The organism is Gammaproteobacteria bacterium (assembly GCA_024235095.1).
Taxonomy (GTDB): domain Bacteria; phylum Pseudomonadota; class Gammaproteobacteria; order Competibacterales; family Competibacteraceae; genus UBA2383.
The window spans coordinates 2,929,222-2,951,565 of the sequence record JACKNC010000001.1; the positions used below are offsets into that span (position 1 = coordinate 2,929,222).

Consider the following 22,344-nt stretch of genomic DNA (forward strand, 5'->3'; position numbering starts at 1 on the left):
TTTCCTCGTCCACAATGTTTTCGGTACTGGTTCAGCACAACCAATTTTCACCAATCCGCCAGGCATGAGTATCAACCCGCAAACAATCCTGTGGACAAATAGCGGTCGCCCCGGTCGCAAATGATGGTCACGATCACCGCGTTCTCCACGCTCGCCGACAAGCGCAACGCCACCGCCATTGCCCCGCCTGCCGACACCCCGCAGCAAATTCCTTCTTCCTGGGCGAGGCGGCGGGTTCCCTCCTCAGCCTCGGCCTGACTGACATCCATGAGGCGATCGACCCGCGCCGGATCAAAAATTTTCGGCAGATATTCCGGCGGCCAGCGGCGGATACCGGCGATGGAGGAACCCTCGGTCGGCTGTACGCCGATAATTTGCACCGCAGGATTTTGTTCCTTGAGATAGCGCGATACGCCCATGATCGTCCCGGTGGTCCCCATCGCGCTGACAAAATGTGTGATCTGACCGTGAGTATCGCGCCAGATTTCCGGGCCAGTGGTCTGATAATGCGCCAGCGGATTGTCGGGATTGGCGAATTGATCCAGCACCCGTCCCTGCCCTTCCTGTTGCATCCGCATCGCTAAATCCCGCGCGCCTTCCATGCCTTCTTCCTTGCTGACCAGAATCAATTCAGCGCCATACGCCTTCATCGCCGCGCGACGCTCGGCGCTCTGATTTTCCGGCATGATCAGCACCATCCGATAGCCCTTCATCGCCGCGATCATCGCCAAGGCGATACCGGTATTGCCGCTGGTCGCTTCGATCAGGGTTTCGCCCGGTTGCAGATCGCCGCGCGCCTCGGCCTGGCGGATCATGCTTAACGCCGGACGATCCTTGACCGAACCCGCTGGGTTGTTACCCTCCAACTTGCCAAAAATCCGGTTGGTCGTTCGCCCCGGCAGGCGCTGCAGACGCACCAAGGGCGTATTGCCGACGAAGGATTCAAGAGTAGAATCAACATGATTTGGCATGGTTTGTAAAATTCCTGTATGAAAAAATTGCGGCGCTGGCTTTTTCTTGGCCCGCCAACTATGGTAAAGAATTATAAAATGTCCAACCTCAAAGAAACCGGCGTCACTTCCGCTTCTGCTGGTTTATTCCATTCGACGACCGCCACGTGATCGCAATCATTACTCTTTTCATCCGCTGTCCAAGACGATTATTCCATGTCGGACCACCGCTCGTCAGTCTCTGTCTGCTCCTGTCAGCCGGACTGCTCTACGCGCAACAGATGGCTCCTGAACCTTCCAGTGACCCGGCAAGCGCCACGGCTACGAAATCTCCGGCGACTGAGACGGGTAAGTTGACTGTGGTTATTGATGGCCTGGAAGACGACGCATTACGCAACAATGTACTGGCCTTTCTGGACATCAATCGTTTTGCTGGTAAACCTGCACCGGAGGAAATCCGGCTCAACTGGCTGTATAAACAGGCCGAGGACGAAATCCGCCAAGCGTTGCAACCCTTTGGCTATTTTGAACCTACCATCGAGGCATCGCTGACGCGGACTGACAGCGGCGGTTGGGAAGCGCGCTATCGCATTCAACCAGGGCGACCCATGCGCATCACCGAGCTAGACGTGCAAGTGTTGGGCGAAGGCGCACAGGATCCGCCCTTTCAAACCCTGCTGGCCAATCTGCCGCTGACTCAGGGTCAAGTGCTCGATCAACCCAAATATGAGCAGATCAAGAGTGTTATGGAGTCCCTGGCCACCGAACGCGGCTACTTTGACGCCCGCTTTACCGAGCGCGCCATTCGCGTGGATTTGCAAGCCTATACCGCAACGATTCGCCTGCATTACGATACCGGGAAACGTTACCGTTTCGGTAATATCACTTTTAAACAGGATTTTCTGTCGCCCGATCTGCTCTCGCGCTACCCCAGCTTCAAGCCGGGCGATCCCTACAATGTCAATCAGTTGCTGAAATTGCAAACCGACTTGAGCAACACCGCCTATTTCAGCCGGGTCGAGGTCAATGCGCCGCCCTCCGCTGGAACCGATATCGCACCGGTGGATGTGGATCTGGAGTCTGGCAAACGCCATCAGTACAGCGTCGGCATCGGTTACGGCACGGACACTGGTTTCCGGGGCAAGCTGCGGACCGAGGATCGCCGGGTCAATCACCTCGGCCATCATTACGAAGCCGAACTGGGTTATTCGCAAATTAAATCGCTCATCGGATTCAAATATGTGATTCCCGGCGACAGCCCCGTTACCGATGAATATGCAATCACTGCCGGCTACGTTAAGCAAAACGACGACAACAAGGATTATCAAACCTATACAATTGGCGGCAGCCTGCAAATGCAAGATGGCAAATGGTTGAAGAACTATAGCCTGGGCTTGCAATACGATGAATACACGATCGGCAACCGACCGAACACTGAGGAATCGCTGCTGTTAATTCCGGGTTTGAGCTGGACCTGGATCGATGCTGATGATCGCATCTATCCCAGTCGTGGCCTGCTGTTCGGTTTCACGTTGCAAGGCGCCACAACCGCATTACTGTCCGACACCAACTTTTTGCAAGGCACCGTGAAGCTGCGCTGGATCCATGCCCTGAATAACGATAATCGGCTCTTGGCGCGCGGTACTCTGGGGACGACGGTCGTTGACAATTTTGAAAAGCTGCCTCCTTCCCTGCGTTTCTTTACCGGCGGCGACGCGACAGTGCGCGGTTATTCCTATGAAAGCATCGGCCCCACAGACCCGGACGGCGCGGTAGTCGGCGGCAAAAATCTGCTTGTCGCCAGCCTGGAATATGAACATCGGGTTTGGAAGGAATGGGGCGTAGCGGCTTTTGTCGATACCGGCGACGCCTTCGATGGCGCATCTCCCAACTTGAAAACCGGCGTTGGGGTCGGGGTGCGCTGGCGCTCGCCGGTCGGCCCGATGCGCATCGACTTTGCTTCCGGCCTGGATCGCCCGCCTGGCGATGCGTTCCGTTTCTCCTTCAGCATTGGACCTGACCTGTGAGTTATGCCCGCACGCTGCGTCGCATCCTGTTCTGGGTGGCGGCTATCCCTCTGTTTCTATTACTGCTGGCGCTGTCTATCGCCGGGTTCGTCATTTCCACGGAAACTGGCCTGAATAGCCTGTTGTCCCTGGCGCAACGGGTGTTGCCCGGTCAACTCAGCTATAACCAGGCCAGCGGTCGGCTGATCGGCCCACTGCATATCGAACAATTCCACTACGAAGATGGCTCGTTGCAAGTCGCGCTCGCTAATGTTGATCTGGATTGGCGACCGGCTGAACTCTTCGACTTCGCAGTGAACGTGACCCGGCTGCATTTCAGCGGCCTGGAACTAAGCTTGCCGCCAAGTAAAAAAGCGCCGCCGTCCGACGAGCCGTTCACGTTGCCCAATGTTCAGTTGCCAGTGGCGATCACGGTCGCCGACCTGCAAGGCCGCGAGATTCGCATCCAACCGGCTGGCGTTGATCCGATTGTAGTCAATGCCGTCGATCTCAAGGTGCGCACCCAGGAAGACGGCGTTCACATCGAAGTCTTGCAAGCACAGTCCCCGCTGGGTGAAGTCCGACTCAGCGGCCAAGTAAACCCGATCGGCGCTTATCCGCTGCAACTGCAACTGGCCTGGAAGGCGATCACGCCCGATTACGGAACTTTCGACGGCCAAGGCGAAGTTAGCGGGACGGTGCGTGATCAGCTAAAGCTGACTCAACGAGTCACCGGCTCAGCCGTGCTGGATTTGACCGGCGAGGTTCAGCAAGCGCTGGTCGAACCCGACTGGTCGGCGCAGGTCAAGCTGAACGTCGCCGACCTGAAACCGTTTGTCCCCGATTTAGCCGGCAAGCCGTTGAATGTTCAAGTCGATGCGAAAGGAGTGATGGCCCGCTTCGAAGGCAAGGGTGAAATCAAGGCGACTGCGCCGGAAATCGGTCCCGCTACGCTGCGCTTTACCGCCGCTGGCGATGAAAAAGCGGTGCGCCTGGATGCGTTGAAATTGACAGCGACCGATCATCCGTTGACGCTGGAGGCCAAGGGCGATTTTCAGTATGCCGAACTGCGCTTTAACGCCAGCGGCCAGTGGCAATCCCTGGTGTGGCCCCTGACCGGTCCCGCGCAAGTGCAAAGCGCCAAAGGAGACTTCTCCGCCAAAGGGACGCCGAAAGATTACGAGTTCCAACTTGCTGCCGATGTGCAAGGACCGGAGATTCCCCAGGGTCGCTGGAATTTGACCGGCCAAGGTTCCGATCAGGCGGTGCGTGGCGTCAAATTAGCTGGCAAGACGCTGGAGGGAACGATTGAAGGAACGGTTGACGCCAGCTGGGCGCCCAAGATCGGTTGGCAAGCCACTCTGGCGGGTAACGCTCTGAATCCCGGCGTACAGTGGAAAGAAGTCCCCGGCAAGTTGAACCTGCGGCTTAAGAGCGATGGCGGCCTCAACGGTAAACTGCGCGCGAATGTATTGCTGGAAGAGTTCACCGGAACCTTGAGCGGGCAAGCGCTGAGCGGCAACGCCGATGTCAGCCTGCTGGATCAGGACCTGACTATTAAAGCCTTGCAGTTGAACGCGGGCGCAGCGCGACTGGAGGCACAAGGAGCGTTAACGCAACGCTGGGACTTGCGCTGGAAATTGAATGCCCCGCAACTGAAAGCGCTGGTTCCCGGCCTGAGCGGCAGCGTGGCTGGCGCCGGCCAACTCAGCGGTTCCCGCGACCGCCCACAGGTCGCCGCCAATTTCACTGTGCGCAACCTGCAACAAGGCGCAACGCAAATCCAGCAACTCACCGGCGAAGCCAAGGTCGATGTCGGCGGGGTCAACCGTTCCCAAATTAAATTGGCGGGCCAAGGCTTGGTGCTGGGCGGTCAGCGCTGGAAAACGGTGAACCTGGACGGAGGCGGGACGCCGGACGCCCATGAACTGAAAGCCGAACTTGCTGGAGATCCCGGTCGCTTCGCGCTGGCGCTGGTCGGCAAGCTGCAAATGCCCGCCCTGGTCTGGGAAGGGCGCATCACGCAACTGACCGCCAAGGATACCGTCGCCGGCGCCTGGAGTCTGGATAAAGCCGTAGCGGTTCAGGCTTCGGCGCAAAAAGCCCGGCTGGATAATGCCTGCCTGGCCAGCGCTCCAACCCGACTCTGTGTACAAGGCCAATGGAATGGCGCGAGCGGTTTCAATGGTCGCGCACAACTCCAGGATTTACGCCCGGATCGCTTTAAATCCTTTTTTCCACCGGGCGTGAATCTGACCACCCACGTCAACGCTCAGGCGGACGTGAGCGGGAAGCCAAATGGCTCAATTCAGGGCAAGGCGAATCTGGACATCGCACCGGGCAACCTGAGCATGGTCGCCGATGGGCGCACGTTGCGCTTCACCCTCAACGGCGGCGGTTTCCAGGCGCAAACCGACGGACGCACCGCAACCGCCCAGGTCAAGCTGGATTTGGCGAAAACCGGTCAACTGCAAGCGGATGCCCAGATTCAAGATCCGCTGGGCGCAGCTCGCCTGAACGGCAAAGTCAACGCTGCCATCACCGACCTGGGCCTGATTTCGGTATTCGTACCCCAGATACAGGATGTCAAAGGCCAGGTGCGCGCGGATGTGAAAGTAACCGGCGCGATGCCCAAACTGGCGCTGCGCGGCGCAGTTCGCCTGGAAAATGCGGGCGCTACGATTCCTGATGCCGGTCTCATTCTCCAGGACTTGCAGCTCACCGCGACCAGCGATGGTCAGGGACCGTTGCAACTGACCGGTTCGGTGCAGTCCAAACCGGGACAGTTAAAACTGAGCGGCGCAATTGATCCACTGAAACCGCAAGCCAACCTGAACATCCAGGGTCAGGATTTCCAGGCGTTCAATACCCGCGATATCCAGGTGCAAATCAGCCCGGACCTGAAGCTGGATATTACCAGGCAACAAGTGCGGGTCGAGGGCCAGATCATCGTTCCCAAGGCCTATTTGAGTCCGGGTGGCGGCATGGACGGCGGTCCCAGCGCCGTCAAGTCTTCCGAGGATCTGGTGATTGTCAAAGATGCTGGAGGCCAAGCCAAGCCCGCCGCCAAGGGACCGGCGATTTTCGCCCAAGTAAGGGTCATCCTCGGAGACGATGTGAAAGTCAATACGCCGGTCTTCCAAGGTCAGTTCAAAGGCAATGTACTGGTCACGCAGACCCCGGAACTGGCTCCGCGCGCCAGTGGCAGCGCTGAGATTATCGCTGGAAAATACGATATTTATGGCACCGAAATCGACATTCAACGAGGCCGGGTATTGTTCAGCAACAGTCCGCTGGATAATCCGGGGCTGGACATGCGGGTGGCGCGGGAATTTAGCAGCGAACTTAGCGACACCACCACTGTAGGCGCCCAAGTGCAGGGTACGCTCAAGAAGCCGCAACTGACCCTGTTTTCTGATCCGGCAATGCCCCAGGGCGATATTTTGTCCTACCTGGTGCTGGGTCGCGCGCCCAACGACGGCGGTAGCGGTGAGTCCGCAATGATGTTCAAGGCCGCCAGCGCCATGGGCATCGGCGGCGGCGTGCTGGCCAAGGGTCTGGGTACGGCGGTTGGACTGGATAATGTCGACCTGAATACCGGAACCAATGGCAATGACGCCTCGCTGACGCTGGGTAAGTACCTGACCCCGGATCTGTATGTCGGTTATGGCGTTGGCTTGATGGACGCCGCGATGAGCACCATCAACATCAAGTACCGACTGTTTAAGGGCCTGACTTTTGAATCCAATAGCAGCGCGGACGGTTATGGCGCTGACTTAACCTATAGTTGGGAGCGGTAAATGTCCATGCAGTGTTTTGCACAATCTGGCTATCTTCATGAATGTAGCATGTTTATTCTAATTTTTAGGGTTAGGCTTTTGTTATGGTGAACGATCAACATCACTCAGGACGACGCCCATGCCCACTTATACCGCACCTGTTCGCGACATGCAGTTTATCCTGCATGAACTGCTCAAAATCGACCGTTACCAGGATTTGATTCCCGGTTTCGCCGAGGCAACCCCGGATACCGTCGCCGCCATTCTCGATAGCGCAGCGCAACTCAGTCAGGAGGTCTTGCAGCCGTTGAATGCGGTCGGCGACCGGGAAGGTTGTCGGTTGGAGAACGGTCGCGTGGTCACGCCCACCGGCTTCAAAGAAGCCTATCAGGTGGTCATCGATGGCGGCTGGACCGGATTGATCGGCGATCCGCATCACGGTGGCCAGGGTCTGCCCTATGTGCTGGGGCTGGCGGTCAGCGAAATGATGGCCTCGGCCAACATGGCGTTCACCATGTACCCCGGCCTGACCAGCGGCGCCATTGAAGCCATCGAAATCGGCGGTTCGGATGAACAGAAGAATCTCTATCTGCCACCGATGATCAGCGGTCAATGGACTGGCACCATGAACTTGACCGAGCCGCATTGCGGCACCGATCTGGGTTTGTTGCGCACGAAAGCCGAATCGCAATCGGATGGCGGCTACCGTATTACCGGAACCAAGATCTTCATCTCCGCCGGTGAGCACGATCTGGCGGAAAATATCATCCATCTGGTGCTGGCCCGCATTCCCGGCGGCCCAGACGGGGTTAAGGGCATCAGCCTGTTTATTGTCCCCAAATTCCTGGTCCATCCCGATGGCAGCCTCGGCGACCGTAACGCGGTGAGTTGCGGTGCGCTGGAGGAGAAAATGGGCATCCACGGCAACGCCACTTGCGTCATGAATTACGATGGAGCGGTCGGTTATCTGCTCGGCGAAGAACACAAGGGCCTCAGAACCATGTTCATCATGATGAATGCGGCCCGCCTGGGTGTAGCCGTGCAGGGACTGAGTCAGGGAACCGTGGCTTATCAAAACGCCGTGACCTATTGCCAGGAACGGCTGCAAGGTCGGTCTTTGACCGGCGCCAAGCATCCTGATCTCGCGGCGGACCCGATCATTGTCCATCCTGATATTCGCCGGATGTTGATGACCGTTCGGGTCTTTCAGGAAGGCGCGCGGGCGTTGGCCTATTGGGCCGGTTTGCAGGTGGACATTACCCGCAAGCATCCCGACCCGGAGACGCGGCGCAAGGCCGATGACTTGCTGGGCCTGCTGACGCCGGTGATGAAAACCTATTTCACCGACACCGGTTTCACTGCTACGAATTTGTGCCTGCAATGTTTCGGTGGCCATGGCTACATCGCGCAATGGGGCATGGAGCAGTTCGTGCGCGACGCCCGCATTACGCAGATTTACGAAGGCGCCAACGGCATCCAGGCGCTGGACCTGGTCGGGCGGAAACTGCCGGCTAACAAGGGCCGCGCGATTCAGTTCTTCTTTACCGTGGTTGGCGGCTTCTGCGAGAAGTATGAGAACAATGCGGCGCTGTCGCCCTTCGTGAAACCACTGACCGAGGCGCTGGAACGCCTGGTCACTGCGACCCAGTGGCTGATGCGCCACGCCATCTCCAACCCGGATAATGGCGGTGCGGTGTCGATGGATTATTTATACATGGTGGCGCTGGTGGCGCTGGGTTATCAATGGGCGCAAGTCGCGCGTATTTGTGAGAACCAGCTTTCCAACCCGGATGATGACAGCTTCGATCGCCGGTTTTACCAGAACAAGCTGGTGTGCGCCGGATTCTTCATGGACAAGGTGCTGCCGGAGACTATGGCCCATCTGGCCCGGATCGAAGCCGGTGCGGATTCATTGATGAGGTTGGACGCCGAAGTGTTTTGAGATGGAGTTTGTGGCGCTTGTTTCGCGTCTCGCGGCGCGGATCGGGCAGGTGGGCAAAATACGGGTTGGGGTCCAGTCATTGATTCGGTAGTGGAGAAATTCCGCCCGTCGATAATGATCATCGGCCAAATCATGATAGAGTCAAATAGGATTTTGCAAAAGACTCAGGTTTTGAAGAGGCCGATCCTTGAACAATCTTCCGCTCATTCTCGGCGCGCTGGGGCCAATTTTCGCCTCGATCCTGCTGGGTCTGGGCTTGCGGCTGACGGGCTTTCCCGGCGACGGATTCTGGCCTGCCGCTGAACGCCTGACCTATTTCCTGCTGTTTCCCGCGCTGTTGGCGCATCGACTGGCGCTGGCGCGATTGGGCGATTACGCCGTGGGGTCAGTGGCCACAGTAATCGGCGCCTTGCTATTGATCATGACGGCGTTGGCCTACCTCCTGCGCCCCTGGCTCAAGGTCGACGGGCCGGCATTTACTTCGGTTTATCAGGGAACCATTCGTTTCAACACTTACGTCGGGTTGGCTGTGGTGCTGGCGGTCTTCCATGCCGAAGGCGTGACGGTGGCGGCGCTGATCATGGCGATCATGATTCCGCTGATCAACGTATTGTGCGTATTGGTGCTCAGCGCCCATACGAGTGGTTCATGCACCGCAGCGGGCATTGCGCGAAGTCTGAGCACGAATCCGCTGATTCTGGCCTGTCTGAGCGGGATTGGCCTCAATGTCAGCGGGATCGGGTTACCCTGGGGATCGGCAGCGGTGCTGGACATTCTGGCGCGGGCAGCCCTGCCGCTTGGCCTGCTGGCGGTAGGCGCGGGATTGCGGCTGGATGGATTATCCCGTCCGGGTTTACTGGTGACGGCCAGTGTGTTGAAACTGCTGGTTCTGCCCATGGTTATGGCGCTATTGTGTTTCATCGTACAACCGGGACGCCTGGAGACCGCGGTGTTGATGACGTTTGCCGCCTTACCCGGTGCCTCCGCCGCTTATATCCTGGCGCGGCAAATGGGCGGCGACGCCTCGCTCATGGCGGCCATTATCACCGTCGAAACCGCGTTAGCGCTGGTGACGTTGCCCGCCATCCTGGTTTGGGTGGTTTAAAATGAATCGCGAATCGACGATCATGCATCCCATGAAAGAATTCATTCTCGGCGGCGCCCGTTCCGGCAAAAGCGCTTTCGCTCAGCAACGAGCGATGGCCAGCGGTCTGCCCGTTATTTATCTGGCGACCGCCCAGGCGGGCGATCCGGAAATGGCTGAGCGCATCGCCCGTCATCGCGCCGAACGTCCAGTTGACTGGAGTCTGGTGGAAGAACCACTGGCGATGACCGCGGCCTTACGCGCCCATGCCGCTCCCGACTGTTGCCTATTGGTCGATTGCCTGACCCTGTGGCTGAACAATCTGTTGGCCGCCAGTGACTCGCGTTTATCTGATGAAATCAGCGCTTTGTTGAAAATCCTCCCGACGTTGCCTGGTCACATCCTGCTGGTCAGCAACGAAGTCGGCCAGGGCATTGTTCCCGCCAACCCACTGGCCCGGCGGTTTCGCGACGAAGCGGGCTGGCTGCACCAGGCGGTTGCCGCCCGCTGCGATCGCGTGACTTTTATCATTGCGGGCTTACCTCTCACTCTCAAGGACCGTTTCGCATGAGTCACCACTGGTTTGACGACCCGATTCCCACCCCCGATGAAACGACACGTGCCGCCGCCCGTGAACGTCAGGCGCAATTGACCAAGCCGCCCGGTTCACTGGGCCGGCTGGAGGAACTGGGCGTCGCCTTGGCGTCCATGCAGCGCACCCAGCAACCGCGTATCGAACAGGTCTGGATTACCGTATTCGCTGCTGACCACGGCGTAGTCGCCGAAGGCGTATCCGCTTTCCCGCAAGCGGTGACTGCTGAAATGGTGCGCAATTTCGCCCGGGGCGGGGCGGCGATCAGTGTATTAGCCCATGAGTGGGGCGCGCGATTGGATGTGGTGAATGTAGGGACGGCGCAACCCCTGGAAGAATTGCCCGGCGTACTGGACGCCCGAGTGGGTCCCGGCACGGCCAATTTCGTTCACGAACCGGCCATGCGCGTTGAACAAGTGCATGATGCGCTGATGGCGGGTCACCATGCGGCGGATCGCGCGGCCATCAACGGCGCACAGTTATTCATTGGCGGGGAGATGGGCATTGGCAATACCACGAGCGCTGCGGCCATCGCCTGTTCCTTGCTCGGTCGTCCGGCTGCGCAACTGGCGGGACCTGGCACGGGACTGGACACGGTGGGCGTCACCCGCAAGGCGCTGGTGATTGAACGCGCTTTGGCGAAGTTGCGCAGCGACAAGCCGCTGGAAGTATTGCAACGGTTGGGAGGATTCGAAATTGCCGCGTTGACCGGCGCCTATTTACGTTGCGGTCAATTGAGCTTACCGGTTTTGGTGGACGGATTTATCGCTACGGTTGCGGTGCTGGTCGCGGTGCGCTTGCGGCCGGAACTGGCGCACTGGCTGTTTTACGCCCACTGTTCCGCCGAACCGGGACACCGCCGCTTGCTGGAAGCGCTGGACGCAAAACCCCTGCTCGACCTGGAGATGCGTCTCGGCGAAGGGAGTGGCGCGGCGGTTGCCCTACCGATCCTGCGCGCTGCCGCCGCTCTGCACGCCCGCATGGCGACCTTTGATGAGGCGGGAGTTTCGCAGGCATGAATGACTTTACCATCGTCGATTTGTTACGGCATGGCGAACCGGAAGGCGGACAAAAATTTCGGGGGGCAATCGATGATCCCTTGAGTGCGCGCGGTTGGGAGCAGATGCGCGCAGCGGTTGGCGACTATCGGGAATGGGAAACCATTATCAGTTCGCCGTTGATCCGTTGCGCGGCGTTTGCCCAGGCGCTGGCGCAACAGTTGACCCGCCCACTGGAAATTGTGGAGGACTTCACTGAAATCAGTTTCGGCGTTTGGGAAGGGCGTTCGGTGGCCGAGGTGCATGATGCCGAACCACAAGCGCTGGGGCGCTTCTGGCGCGATCCGGTTGCCTGGCCGATTCCCGGCGGCGAACCGGTTGTGGACTTCGACCGGCGCATCGCCCGGGCCTGGACCGATCTGCTGAAACGTTATCAGGGCCGGCATGTGTTGCTGGTCGCGCATGGCGGCGTCATTCGCATGGTGTTGCGGCAACTGCTGGATATGCCGGTGCGGCGCATCTGGCGCATCGAGGCGCCTTTTGCTTCACTTACCCGGATGCGGGTGCATTGCGACCCCGAGGCCGAACCGCATCTGGTGTTTCACAACGGCTGCCTGGCATGATCCGTCCCCTGGCGCTGGCCTTGCAACTACTGACCCGACTGCCGGTTCCCACCCTGACCGCGCCGCCGCAACCCTGGGAACTGGGGCAGGCAGTGCTGTTTTTTCCATTCGTGGGCTTGCTGATCGGCGCGTTGCTGACCGGATTGCATACAGCGCTGTGGTGGGCTGATCCCGGAGTGCTCGCGGCGCTGATGCTGGCGGTCTGGGTGTTGTTGACGGGCGGTTTGCACCTGGATGGGCTAGCCGATACCGCCGATGCCTGGATCGGCGGACAGGGTGACCGGGAACGCACCCTGGCGATTATGAAAGATTCGCACAGCGGCCCAATGGCTATTTCCGCGATCGTGTTGGTCCTGCTGAACAAGTTCGCCGCTTTACAGATGCTGCTGGCTGGCGATGCGCAGAATGCGTTGTTGCTGGCTCCGGTATGGGGTCGCGCCACGATTGTGCTGCTACTGGTGACAACACCGTATGTGCGGCCTGATGGGCTGGGTTCCCCGTATGCCGATACACTGCCGTGCGTGAGCAACGGCTTGCTGGTCAGCTCCATTGCGATAGCGACCCTTTTCCTGCTGGGGTGGTCGGGCGGCCTCCTGCTGGTTGTATTGGGTATGGGCTTTCTTGGCTTACGCCATGCCTGGCTGACGCGGCTGGGCGGCGTTACAGGCGATATGCTCGGCGCAACCTGCGAATTAATAGAAACGCTAACGTTGTTGACGCTAGCGTTGTTGGTTGACGATTTTTAAGTTTTAAGCTTGCTGACAGGTTTTCTACCAAGTTAAAGTCTGCGTTCCGTCCTTGAACAAGGCAGCGCCGGTCAGTTCCGGTTTGCCCACTTGAACGCCCGGCAAGAGATCGCTTTTCTTAACGCCATAATGCTTCATGCACATCGGACAGGCGATGACCACGCCGCCTTTGCTCAAGATTTCATCCAGCTTTTTTTGCTGCTCTTCGTATTTCGCGGCATTAGTCTTGTCGCCGACATGAACCCCCTTGTCATTCAAAAAAATAGTCAGAGGATGGCCCCGCTCCATTTGCGCCTTGCCAAAGGTGATCGCCATGTTAGCGCGATGGGCGTCGTCAGTCGTCATGTTCACGAACAGCGGATCGGCATCGCCCGCCAGCGCGGGAGTAGCTATACTACTGACCATCAGGGCTAAAACCAGCAATAAGGTATTCACGAATTTCATGTTCTTTTCCTGTACAATGAGATTGAGTTGAAGACCGGTTTAACACCAATCGGCGCCGATTCTAACCCATCGATTATCATGTTCGCTTTGTCAATCCGCATTCACAATCAGCACAAATGAATGTAAGACAGCCACGCCTACGCGCGCGGATCTTCGACTCGCCCGCCAAAATCCACTCTAAATTTCAGAGCAAATTTCTTTGCACTTTTAACATAAATTTTTTTATAAATTAATTGTTTAATTTTACTGTATTTGTTTTTAAGTCTTCCGGCAGCGTGTAGCGACTAAGGAAATCCTACCAATTAGGATAATTTGAACAGGTTGGCATTCTGCTTGCTTATAGTCTTTAACAGTTAATGAGTCTATGAGTGCGATTTTATTTGTTTTATTAAAAACAAAAATATATTTTTTATTTGAGAATTATTATCATTTATAATATAATGCTTCCACTGTAGAAATGCCGACAATGGTCGCCACGCGGCCATCAACGCAGCTTACCTGGTTCGGCGAGTAGCAAATATTTGTTTCATTAAGATAAAATGGTGAATACAAGCATGAATCAAGCATTCGACAAAGACGCTGCGATCCGAGTATTGAACCGGATTCTCGAACTGGAGCTAGCGGGCGTAGTGCGCTACACCCACTACGCGCTGATGGTGTACGGCTACAATCGCATCCCGATCGTCGGTTGGCTGAATGCGCAAGCGGATGAAAGTCTGCTCCATGCCCGTCAGGCCGGGGAGTTGATCACCAGCTTGGGGGGACACCCATCGCTCGATATCGGCCCGCTGCTGGAAACGCACCAGCATGACATCGGCGATATCCTGCGGGAATCGCTGGCGCATGAGGGTGAAGCGCTCAAGGCATACTACGAACTGCTTGACGTGGTGCGCGACAAGGACGTGCGGCTGGAAGAATATGCTCGCACCCAGATTGCTGAGGAGCAAACTCATCATGATGAGGTGGACAAAATGCTGCGAGCGCCGGCTCAAACCCGGACGGCGGTGGAGGAAGCTAAATGAACAGGCTGAGTGAACAGGAACGCCGGGCGTTCGAGGCGGGTTGCACCGTAGGACTGGGCTTTACCCAACCCCTGAGCCTGATGCGGTGTGGCGGCGTCGGGCGCATTCTGGCCGTCCAGGCTAGCGATGGCAATCAGGAAGTCGAACGCGGCCTGTTGGAAATGGGGTTTGTGGAAGGCGCGCGCGTTGAAGTGTTGCACCATGGCTTTCTGGGTCGCGATCCGTTAGCGGTGCGCATTAATCAAACCATGACTGTGGCCTTGCGTCGCTGTGAAGCGAATGCCGTGCTGGTTGGGCCGCTGCGCGATGCGGCGGTAGAGTCCGCGCCGGTGATGACGCTGGAGTATGCGTCATCATGACCACGACCACTTTGCCCATTGACGAGAGTCGGCTGGCGCGCATCGCCTTGGTCGGCCCGCCTAACTGCGGCAAAACCACCCTATTCAACACGCTGACCGGCAGCCGGCAAAAGACCGGTAATTACCCTGGCGTGACCGTCGAACGGAAAAGCGGCTGCTTGCGGACGCCCGTTGGCCACACCGTTGAACTTCTCGACCTGCCGGGCAGTTACAGTCTGCGTGCGCGCAGCCCCGATGAGGCCATTACCCGCGATGTCGTGCTGGGCCGGCAGGCGCAGGAAGCCCTGCCGGACGTTGTCGTCTGCGTTACCAACGCGACCAATCTGGGACAACATCTGCGGTTGCTCCTGGAACTGCGGCAATTGGACCGACCACTGATTCTGGCGCTGAACATGATGGATATTGCTGAAAAACGCGGTTGCCAGATCAGCATCGACGCGCTATCCCGGCAGTTAGGCATTCCGGTTGTGACTACCGTCGCGATGCGCAAGCACGGTGTACAAGACCTGCTGAATCAGATCGACCGGCTGTTGCAGCAAAGGCCGGGCGCTGATGGAGCAACGGCGATGGATGCCTGGGAGGAACCCTCGCCCGACGCGATTCGTGCCTACCACCGAGAGGTCGAGCGCGTGTTGCAGGAAGCCGTCATCCAGGAAGGAGCGCCGGAACGCCTCACTCGGCAAATTGACAGTGTCTTGCTGCACCCGGTGGCTGGACCGCTGATTCTGCTGAGTCTGTTGTTTCTGATGTTTCAGGCTGTGTTCAGTTGGGCGGAAGCGCCGATGGACGCTATCGACGCAGTGATGGTCGGTTTGCAACAATGGCTGTCCGCGCACATGGCGGACAGCCTGCTCAAGAGCCTGATCGTTGACGGAATTATTGCCGGGGTCGGCGGGGTGATCATTTTCCTGCCGCAGATCCTGATTTTGTTCCTGTTCATTCTACTGCTGGAAGATTCCGGCTATATGACGCGCGCCGCGTTTCTGATGGATCGGCTGATGAGCGGGGTGGGTTTGAACGGGCGCGCATTTATCCCCCTGCTGTCCAGCTTTGCCTGCGCCATTCCCGGCATCATGGCGGCGCGCACCATTGCACATCCCCTGGATCGCCTGACCACTATTCTGATTGCGCCGCTGATGACCTGCTCGGCGCGATTGCCGGTGTATGTCCTGGTTATCGCCGCCTTCGTTCCTAACACCACGGTTTGGGGCGGAATCGGCTTGCAAGGGCTGGTCATGTTCGGCTTGTACGCGACTGGCATTATTGGGGCGCTGGTGGTAGCGGGCGTGTTGCGCCTGACTCTGTTGCGCGGAGCGCGGCAGCCGTTGTTAATGGAGTTGCCAAGCTATAAATGGCCGAATCCAACAAATGTGTTACTGGGTTTGCTGGAGCGCGCCCGGATTTTTATGCGGCGCATCGGCACGATCATTCTGTGGGTCATGATTGTGCTGTGGTGTCTGGCGACGTTTCCCAGCGCGCCAGCGGGGGCGACTGAGCCGGCGATCAATTACAGCTTTGCCGGTATGATTGGACATGCGCTGGCGCCGCTGCTGGCGCCGATTGGGTTTAACTGGCAAATCGCTATTGCCCTGGTGCCGGGCCTGGCGGCGCGTGAGGTGGCGGTGGCGGCGTTGGGTATGGTGTATGCGTTGAGCGGCAACGAAGAGGCGGTCACCGAGGCGTTGAGCGTGGCGCTGGCTCAGGACTGGACGCTGGCGACGGCGCTGGCCTTGCTGGCTTGGTATGTGTTCGCCCCGCAATGTCTGGCGACGCTGGCGGCAACTCGGCGCGAAACGAATTCCTGGCGCTGGCCGGTGTTCATGTTTGTGTACCTGATCGTGCTGGCCTATATCGCGGCCTTCATCACTTATCGGGTCGCCTTGGCGTTGGGAGGCGGTTGAGATGGGATGGCAGGATGGATTGGCGCTGTTGATCGTGGCAGGCGCAGCTTTCGGGCTATTACGGGCTTACGCGCCAGTCGGCTGGTTTCGATCCGGCGCTGGCCGGGACGGGAAGCCTTCCGGGAAGAACGCCGCACCTGCTAGTAGCGGATGTCATGGTTGCGCTTTGGGATCGTCCTGCGCCAAGACGCTCATCCAGGTTCGCCCCAGCGTTATCCAGCAGGGCGAATAACTCCCAGCCAAGCATCTTTGATCAGCGCCTTGGCTATTTGATGCCATCCAGAAGAATCTGCCGCTTTTGGTCAACAAGGTCTTTAATGACATACGTCTGCGCCTTCTTTTCGAGCGCTGCGATAGCTTTCACGATCTTCTCTTGGACAGACTGCGGCGGCAGGGGAATGGAAAACTTGTAAACATCATTTCGGTTTAAGCCTGGAACTCCCTGGGCTTTGGCTTGTTCTTCCAGTTTTAGCTCCTGCAAAATGGCTTGCAGATAGCGAAGCGCCACTTTGTTTTTGTCACACGAGACGTAAAAGGTGGTGTCGATTGGAAAACAGTTCTGCTCAATGTAGGTGATCTTTCCGGCAGAGCCTTTCCGACCAACAACAATTGCCGGGCCTTCCACAAGATACTCGTTGTGATAGCCAACGATTCCGTTAGACCCCATCACCGGGAATTCCCCTGGAATCCGGCTGCGCTCAGGAAGCGGTTTGCCGTACTCCAGGGTCGCAACTTGATCGAACGGAACCCGATCAAACCGCGTCTCAAATTGAACTGACTTCATAGCCTGTTGAGGCGACAGGTTGAACGCCAAATCGCAACCCGTGCGGGAAAAATCCAAAAAAGCGGGCGTAGGCGCAATGCGAAGCTTGTTAAGTTGCGCAGCCCGTTCCACAAACAGCGTTTCAATCTCGCCGCTGTTCGAGGTGAGATGAGGCAGCAGGGTAAAACGGTTGTGGCGGAGATTAAGGTGCTGCTTGAAATCCTTGACTGAGTACGGTGGGTTGGCAATCAGCACGTCCAGCGTACCGGGTTTGGGCAGGGCGTCGTCATGTTCGAGGCCATCCGCATGAAGAATATTGGCGTCGCCTGCGCCGTGCAGGAACAGGGCGATCTTGGCGGTGCGGGCCAGACGATAATCTTTTTCGATTCCCCAGACGCAATCCCGCGCCCAAGTGGTGCTGACCTGTTGCGAAAGGTCAAGGGCAGCCAGGTCTTCCTGAAGCTCCTCGATCACCTCGGTGAGAAAATGGGCGCTGCCGCAGGCGTAATCCATCACCTTGGGAATCACCCGCGCGTCGCCCGCAGCATGAGCGGCGGCCATGCGCTCGCGAAGCGGCAAACAGCGCACGATGAAGCGGGCGATGGGAATCGGGGTAAAAAACTGACCTTCGGACTGCTTGAAGCCGCTGTTCAACAACAGTTCAAACAGATTGCCCAGGAAAGCCTGCTTGCTGGTGTATTTCAGCCGGTAGCTCTGGAATAACTCCACGACCTCGCGGACCACCTGCGTGTTTTGCTCGAAGAGCTTGCGGTTATGCACCTCCTTAAATGCGAATTAAGAGCTTCATCCTCAACTCGTTGAAAACCCGATTCTGGATTTTCGTCAGCAATTCGATGAGTAACGTAACATATTTATATTTAAGGATATTAGTTAGCTCTTAATTCGCATTTAAAGGCAAAGTCATTGTTGGTGTAGAATTTGAGGGCGCGGAAGATTTTTTTGACCTCGTTGCGGGCCATGTCGCGCCGGTGGGCCATGAAGGCGTTGTCGATGTCTCTTTCCTCGAAGTAGGTGATTTCTTCGCCGAGGGAGTCTTTCATGCCGCGCTTATAGAGGCGTTGCAGACGATCGATCAGTTCTTCCGGGGTGTCTTTGTCAGGAAACGTAAGCGTTCACCTCCCCCCTTTGCCAAAGGGGGGGACTGAATGGTTACCAGGAAACCACTGAAAGCTGAGAATATCGGTCTCACTGCGATCTTCATCCACCAGTTTGGCGAGAATGATGGCGCACAGACGGTTGAAAGCATTTTCCCTGTCGGACACGTTGTTGTGCCGAAGGATTTCCATGAAGGTATTAAAGACCTTGGTACTGCCGTTCTGGCCGTTGAACTCCTTGAGGTCTTTACGGCGCAGCCCCAATATGCTTAAAAAGTGAGAAAGGTCTGTCACAGATGGTCAACCGTTTTGTTTTATTGTTTAGCGCAAAAAATTGGATGCCATAATAGCTTTGCAGCGCGAGTATCCTTATGGATACAACGAATTGTCAACTGCAAAAGACCAATTTCTGATGCGCGCTGACCCCTCTTCTTGAATTCTTCTCCCACTCGCGGGAGAAGAAGAGACTAGCACTGCCTCTTCGTCGTCGCGGCGCACATTCTTTGCACATCTCCTTCACATTTCGCACCATAACCAGGCAATATAATCCCTGTCCATCAGGCTTATCAAGCCGGAAGAATCATAAAAAAATTATAAAAATAATAACTTGGAAACTTGGCCACTGAATTGCATTACCGAACTCCAAGGATCGATGCTCAACAAGCCCCTCTGGTTTGACAGCAGCATCGATTCGGGCGGCTAACGGGGGCCGCCGTCGCGGACTATGGCGTCCGGACGCGTGTCATCACAGTACGTGTTCGGACGCCCTTTTTATTTCCGCATGCCTGTAAGTTGCGTTAAGCTTTCAGCAACTTTTCCTTCTTGCCCGGAGTCCTCTCATGCTCCAGCCCCTGGCTAACACCCGAATTCTGCTCGGTATTACCGGTGGCATCGCCGCTTATAAAAGCGCCGACCTGACGCGCCGTCTGCGCGAAGCAGGCGCTGACGTTCAGGTGGCCATGACCCCAGCCGCCACCGCCTTCGTAGCCCCTCTGACGTTCCAGGCCGTCTCCGGGCAACCGGTGCGCACGGAACTGCTGGATGTCAACGCCGAAGCCGGCATGGGGCATATTGAGCTGGCGCGTTGGGCGGACTTGATCCTGATCGCTCCGGCCACCGCCGATTTCCTTGCTCGCCTGGCGCATGGCATGGCGAATGATTTGCTTAGCACCCTGTGTCTCGCTACCGACCGGCCGCTGGCGGTTGCGCCGGCTATGAACCGCCTAATGTGGCAAAATATCGCGACTCAGGACAATTGCCGACTGCTGGTGCGGCGCGGCGTTAAAATCTGGGGGCCGGGCAGCGGTGAACAGGCGTGCGGCGAGATTGGCGAGGGACGGATGCTGGAGCCGCTGGAGTTGCGGAATTTGGTCGTTGAGTGGCTGGGCGGGAAGGAAGAAGGCGCCCAATGGCAACCCACATCGTCCGTTGAGGAATCCCTGACCGCCGAGACCCTCACACCGCACGATTTGCAAGGTCTGACTGTGCTGCTCACCGCAGGTCCGACCCGCGAGGCGCTCGATCCGGTGCGTTTCATCAGTAACCGTAGCACTGGAAAAATGGGTTTTGCTGTCGCCGCCGCCGCGGCGATGGCGGGGGCGCGGGTGACGCTGGTCAGCGGTCCCGTGCATTTGCCGACTCCGCCTGGCATCGAGCGGATCGATGTGGAGAGCGCGCTTGAAATGCATGAGGCCGTGATGAACCGGGTCCGGCAGGCGGATATTTTCATCGCAACCGCAGCGGTCGCCGATTATCGCGCCGCTCAGGCGGCAGAGCGCAAAATTAAGAAAACCGACGAGACGTTGACCTTGGAACTGGCGCGCAACCCGGATATTCTCGCTGAAGTCGCTGCGCTGCGTGCTCATCGACCATTTACCGTGGGTTTCGCCGCAGAAACGCATGATGTGCTGCGCTATGCCGAGGACAAGCGTCGTCGCAAGAATCTGGACCTGATCGCCGCCAATCAGGTGGGCATCGCCGGCAGCGGCTTTGAAAGCGAGCAGAATGCCTTGCATGTGCTGTGGGAGGGAGGCGAGCGCGTGTTACCCTTGGCGGATAAGGACTGGCTCGGACAACAATTGGTTGCGTTAATCGCCGAGCGGTATCGAATCGGAAAAGCATGATGACTCATCAAACCATCGAGTTGAAAATCCTGAATCCCCGACTGGGCCAGGATATCCCTCTGCCTGAGTACGCCACGGACGGTTCAGCCGGTCTGGACTTGCGCGCCTGCCTGGCCGAGCCGCTGATCGTGCATCCAGGAGAAACGCATCTGATCCCGACTGGCATGGCAATCCATATCAGCGATCCTGGCTTGGCGGCGCTGGTGTTGCCGCGTTCCGGCCTCGGCCATAAGCATGGCATCGTGTTGGGCAATCTGGTAGGACTCATCGATAGCGACTATCAGGGCGAACTGCTGATCTCGTGCTGGAACCGGGGCCACGCGCCGTTTACCATTGCGGTGGGCGAGCGAATTGCGCAGATGATCATCGTGCCTGTGGTTCATGCACAATTCGCGATGGTTTCCGAATTCACGCCGAGCGGGCGCGGCGTAGGCGGTTTCGGTCATTCTGGGCGACATTAACTAATCCCTGATGAAAAAATCCATTTTTCGGGAATATGATATTCGCGGCATTGTTGACCGCGACCTGACGCCCGAGGCTGTGCATGATATTGGTCAAGCGGTGGGTAGTTTGGCCGCTGAGCGCGGCGAGCGCTGCATCGCGGTAGGACGCGACGGGCGATTGTCCAGTCCAGCGCTCTGCGCTGCGCTCAAGACGGGCATCCGTGCGGCGGGCCTGGACGTCATTGATCTGGGTGCGCTCTCCACTCCCTTGCTGTATTACGCCACCCACACTCTTGATGATACCCACGCCGGTGTTATGGTCACCGGCAGCCATAACCCGCCCAACTATAACGGTCTGAAAATCGTTATTGACCGGATTGCCCTGCATGGCGAAGTGATTCGTGACCTGCGCCGCCGCATCGAAACCGGCAATCTGCGTCAAGGTCACGGCGGCGAGCGATCAGCGGATGTTTGCATTGAATATATTCGCCGCGTCAGTGAAACACTGCCCCTGCCTCGAACGCTGAAAGTGGTCGTGGATTGCGGCAACGCCATCGCTGCGCACACCGCGCCGCCGTTGCTGCGCGCACTCGGTTGTGAAGTCGTGGAATTGTACTGTGAAGTCGATGGCCGCTTTCCCAACCATCATCCCGATCCCAGTATTCCGGAAAATCTGGTCGATTTGCAGGCGGCGGTGCTCGAACATCAAGCCGATATAGGTCTGGCGTTTGACGGCGATGCCGACCGGCTGGGCGTAGTCACCGACACTGGTGAAATCATCTGGCCGGATCGGCTCTTGATGCCACTGGCCGAAGAAGTGCTGACCCGCTATCCTGGCGCAGCGATTGTTTATGATATCAAATGCTCCTGGCATCTCACCCGGTTGATCGAACGACTGGGCGGCCAGCCGATTCTGTGGAAAACCGGCCATTCGCTGATCAAGGCCAAGATGCGCGAAACCGGCGCTTTGTTGGGCGGCGAGATCACCGGCCATCTGGCGCATGCCGATGACTGGTTCGGATTCGATGACGCCTTCTATGCCGCCGCCCGGTTACTCCGATTGCTGGCTGGGCAGAGCGGTTCCAGCACCGAGTTCTTCGCGGCCTATCCGACTGGCTTGACCACTCCGGAATTGCGCTTGGAGATGGCCGAGGGCGAGCCATTCCGTTTTATGGAGCGCTTGACAAGCCAAGCCGATTTTGGCCCGGATGCGCGAGTCATTACCCTGGACGGGTTACGGGTGGAATTTCCGCACGGTTGGGGGCTCGTGCGCGCTTCCAATACTACGCCGAGTCTGGTGTTGCGCTTCGAGGCCGATCACGCAGAAGCAATGACCGATATTCAGGAGCGATTCCGCTGCATCCTGCTGGGATTGCAAACCAATCTAACACTGCCTTTTTAGTGAACTGACGCAGAAATTTTGGCAGGTTCAAATAGATGCGTGGGCTGGGATA

The 22,344-nt window shown here is 57.7% G+C and carries 20 protein-coding genes; 16 read left to right on the forward strand and 4 right to left on the reverse strand.

The window, feature by feature from the left end; all coding sequences use genetic code 11:
- Window positions 1-71: 71 nt before the first annotated feature.
- Window positions 72-971: a cysteine synthase CysM gene (gene cysM, locus H6973_12995; protein ID MCP5126505.1), complete on the reverse strand. Its 900-nt coding sequence runs from the start codon at window positions 969-971 to the stop codon at window positions 72-74.
- 146 nt (window positions 972-1,117) lie between these two features.
- Between cysM and H6973_13000 the strand changes: the two genes are divergently transcribed.
- The 8 genes from H6973_13000 to H6973_13035 all read left to right on the forward strand — a co-directional run bounded on the left by H6973_13000 (window position 1,118) and on the right by H6973_13035 (window position 12,720).
- Complete coding sequence (locus H6973_13000; protein ID MCP5126506.1) at window positions 1,118-2,977, forward strand: outer membrane protein assembly factor; 1,860 nt, start codon at window positions 1,118-1,120, stop codon at window positions 2,975-2,977.
- Window positions 2,974-6,756: a translocation/assembly module TamB domain-containing protein gene (locus H6973_13005; protein ID MCP5126507.1), complete on the forward strand. Its 3,783-nt coding sequence runs from the start codon at window positions 2,974-2,976 to the stop codon at window positions 6,754-6,756. The genes H6973_13000 and H6973_13005 overlap by 4 nt, the downstream gene beginning before the upstream one ends.
- A 118-nt stretch (window positions 6,757-6,874) precedes the next feature.
- The gene (locus H6973_13010) at window positions 6,875-8,677 is read left to right on the forward strand and encodes an acyl-CoA dehydrogenase C-terminal domain-containing protein (GenBank protein MCP5126508.1); all 1,803 of its coding nucleotides are present in this window, start codon (window positions 6,875-6,877) and stop codon (window positions 8,675-8,677) included.
- Between the two features lie 187 nt (window positions 8,678-8,864).
- A complete protein-coding gene (locus H6973_13015; GenBank protein MCP5126509.1) occupies window positions 8,865-9,782 on the forward strand; it encodes an AEC family transporter in 918 nt (305 codons plus the stop codon).
- Window positions 9,783-9,813: 31 nt separating this feature from the next.
- Window positions 9,814-10,332 (forward strand): bifunctional adenosylcobinamide kinase/adenosylcobinamide-phosphate guanylyltransferase, encoded by a 519-nt coding sequence (cobU, locus tag H6973_13020; GenBank protein MCP5126510.1) that lies wholly within the window; start codon window positions 9,814-9,816, stop codon window positions 10,330-10,332.
- Window positions 10,329-11,372, forward strand: a complete 1,044-nt coding sequence (gene cobT / locus H6973_13025; GenBank protein MCP5126511.1) for a nicotinate-nucleotide--dimethylbenzimidazole phosphoribosyltransferase — start codon at window positions 10,329-10,331, stop codon at window positions 11,370-11,372. The genes cobU and cobT overlap by 4 nt, the downstream gene beginning before the upstream one ends.
- The gene (locus H6973_13030) at window positions 11,369-11,974 is read left to right on the forward strand and encodes a histidine phosphatase family protein (GenBank protein ID MCP5126512.1); all 606 of its coding nucleotides are present in this window, start codon (window positions 11,369-11,371) and stop codon (window positions 11,972-11,974) included. Before cobT ends, H6973_13030 begins: the two co-directional genes overlap by 4 nt.
- A complete protein-coding gene (locus H6973_13035; GenBank protein MCP5126513.1) occupies window positions 11,974-12,720 on the forward strand; it encodes an adenosylcobinamide-GDP ribazoletransferase in 747 nt (248 codons plus the stop codon). Before H6973_13030 ends, H6973_13035 begins: the two co-directional genes overlap by 1 nt.
- A gap of 24 nt (window positions 12,721-12,744) precedes the next feature.
- Here the strand turns inward: H6973_13035 and H6973_13040 are convergent, their stop codons facing one another.
- Entirely contained in the window at window positions 12,745-13,164 is a 420-nt protein-coding gene (locus H6973_13040) for a DsrE family protein (GenBank protein MCP5126514.1), read from the reverse strand.
- A gap of 554 nt (window positions 13,165-13,718) precedes the next feature.
- Here H6973_13040 and H6973_13045 point away from each other — a divergent pair.
- The 4 genes from H6973_13045 (at window position 13,719) to H6973_13060 (ending at window position 16,678) form a co-directional block, all read left to right on the forward strand.
- Window positions 13,719-14,186: a bacterioferritin gene (locus H6973_13045; GenBank protein ID MCP5126515.1), complete on the forward strand. Its 468-nt coding sequence runs from the start codon at window positions 13,719-13,721 to the stop codon at window positions 14,184-14,186.
- 80 nt (window positions 14,187-14,266) lie between these two features.
- On the forward strand, window positions 14,267-14,545 hold the full coding sequence (locus H6973_13050; protein ID MCP5126516.1) for a ferrous iron transport protein A: 279 nt from the start codon (window positions 14,267-14,269) through the stop codon (window positions 14,543-14,545).
- Complete coding sequence (locus tag H6973_13055; protein MCP5126517.1) at window positions 14,542-16,446, forward strand: ferrous iron transporter B; 1,905 nt, start codon at window positions 14,542-14,544, stop codon at window positions 16,444-16,446. The genes H6973_13050 and H6973_13055 overlap by 4 nt, the downstream gene beginning before the upstream one ends.
- A 1-nt stretch (window position 16,447) precedes the next feature.
- Complete coding sequence (locus H6973_13060) at window positions 16,448-16,678, forward strand: hypothetical protein (GenBank protein MCP5126518.1); 231 nt, start codon at window positions 16,448-16,450, stop codon at window positions 16,676-16,678.
- A 33-nt stretch (window positions 16,679-16,711) separates the two neighbouring features.
- Here the strand turns inward: H6973_13060 and H6973_13065 are convergent, their stop codons facing one another.
- A complete protein-coding gene (locus H6973_13065) occupies window positions 16,712-17,989 on the reverse strand; it encodes an N-6 DNA methylase (protein MCP5126519.1) in 1,278 nt (425 codons plus the stop codon).
- A gap of 107 nt (window positions 17,990-18,096) precedes the next feature.
- Entirely contained in the window at window positions 18,097-18,270 is a 174-nt protein-coding gene (locus H6973_13070) for a hypothetical protein (protein MCP5126520.1), read from the reverse strand.
- 105 nt (window positions 18,271-18,375) lie between these two features.
- Between H6973_13070 and H6973_13075 the strand changes: the two genes are divergently transcribed.
- The 4 genes from H6973_13075 to H6973_13090 all read left to right on the forward strand — a co-directional run bounded on the left by H6973_13075 (window position 18,376) and on the right by H6973_13090 (window position 22,292).
- A complete protein-coding gene (locus H6973_13075; protein ID MCP5126521.1) occupies window positions 18,376-18,597 on the forward strand; it encodes a hypothetical protein in 222 nt (73 codons plus the stop codon).
- Window positions 18,598-19,163: 566 nt separating this feature from the next.
- Window positions 19,164-20,447, forward strand: coding sequence for a bifunctional phosphopantothenoylcysteine decarboxylase/phosphopantothenate--cysteine ligase CoaBC (coaBC, locus tag H6973_13080; GenBank protein ID MCP5126522.1), 1,284 nt, complete (start codon window positions 19,164-19,166; stop codon window positions 20,445-20,447).
- Entirely contained in the window at window positions 20,447-20,908 is a 462-nt protein-coding gene (dut, locus tag H6973_13085) for a dUTP diphosphatase (GenBank protein ID MCP5126523.1), read from the forward strand. Before coaBC ends, dut begins: the two co-directional genes overlap by 1 nt.
- 10 nt (window positions 20,909-20,918) lie before the next feature.
- On the forward strand, window positions 20,919-22,292 hold the full coding sequence (locus H6973_13090) for a phosphomannomutase/phosphoglucomutase (protein ID MCP5126524.1): 1,374 nt from the start codon (window positions 20,919-20,921) through the stop codon (window positions 22,290-22,292).
- Window positions 22,293-22,344 lie beyond the last annotated feature (52 nt).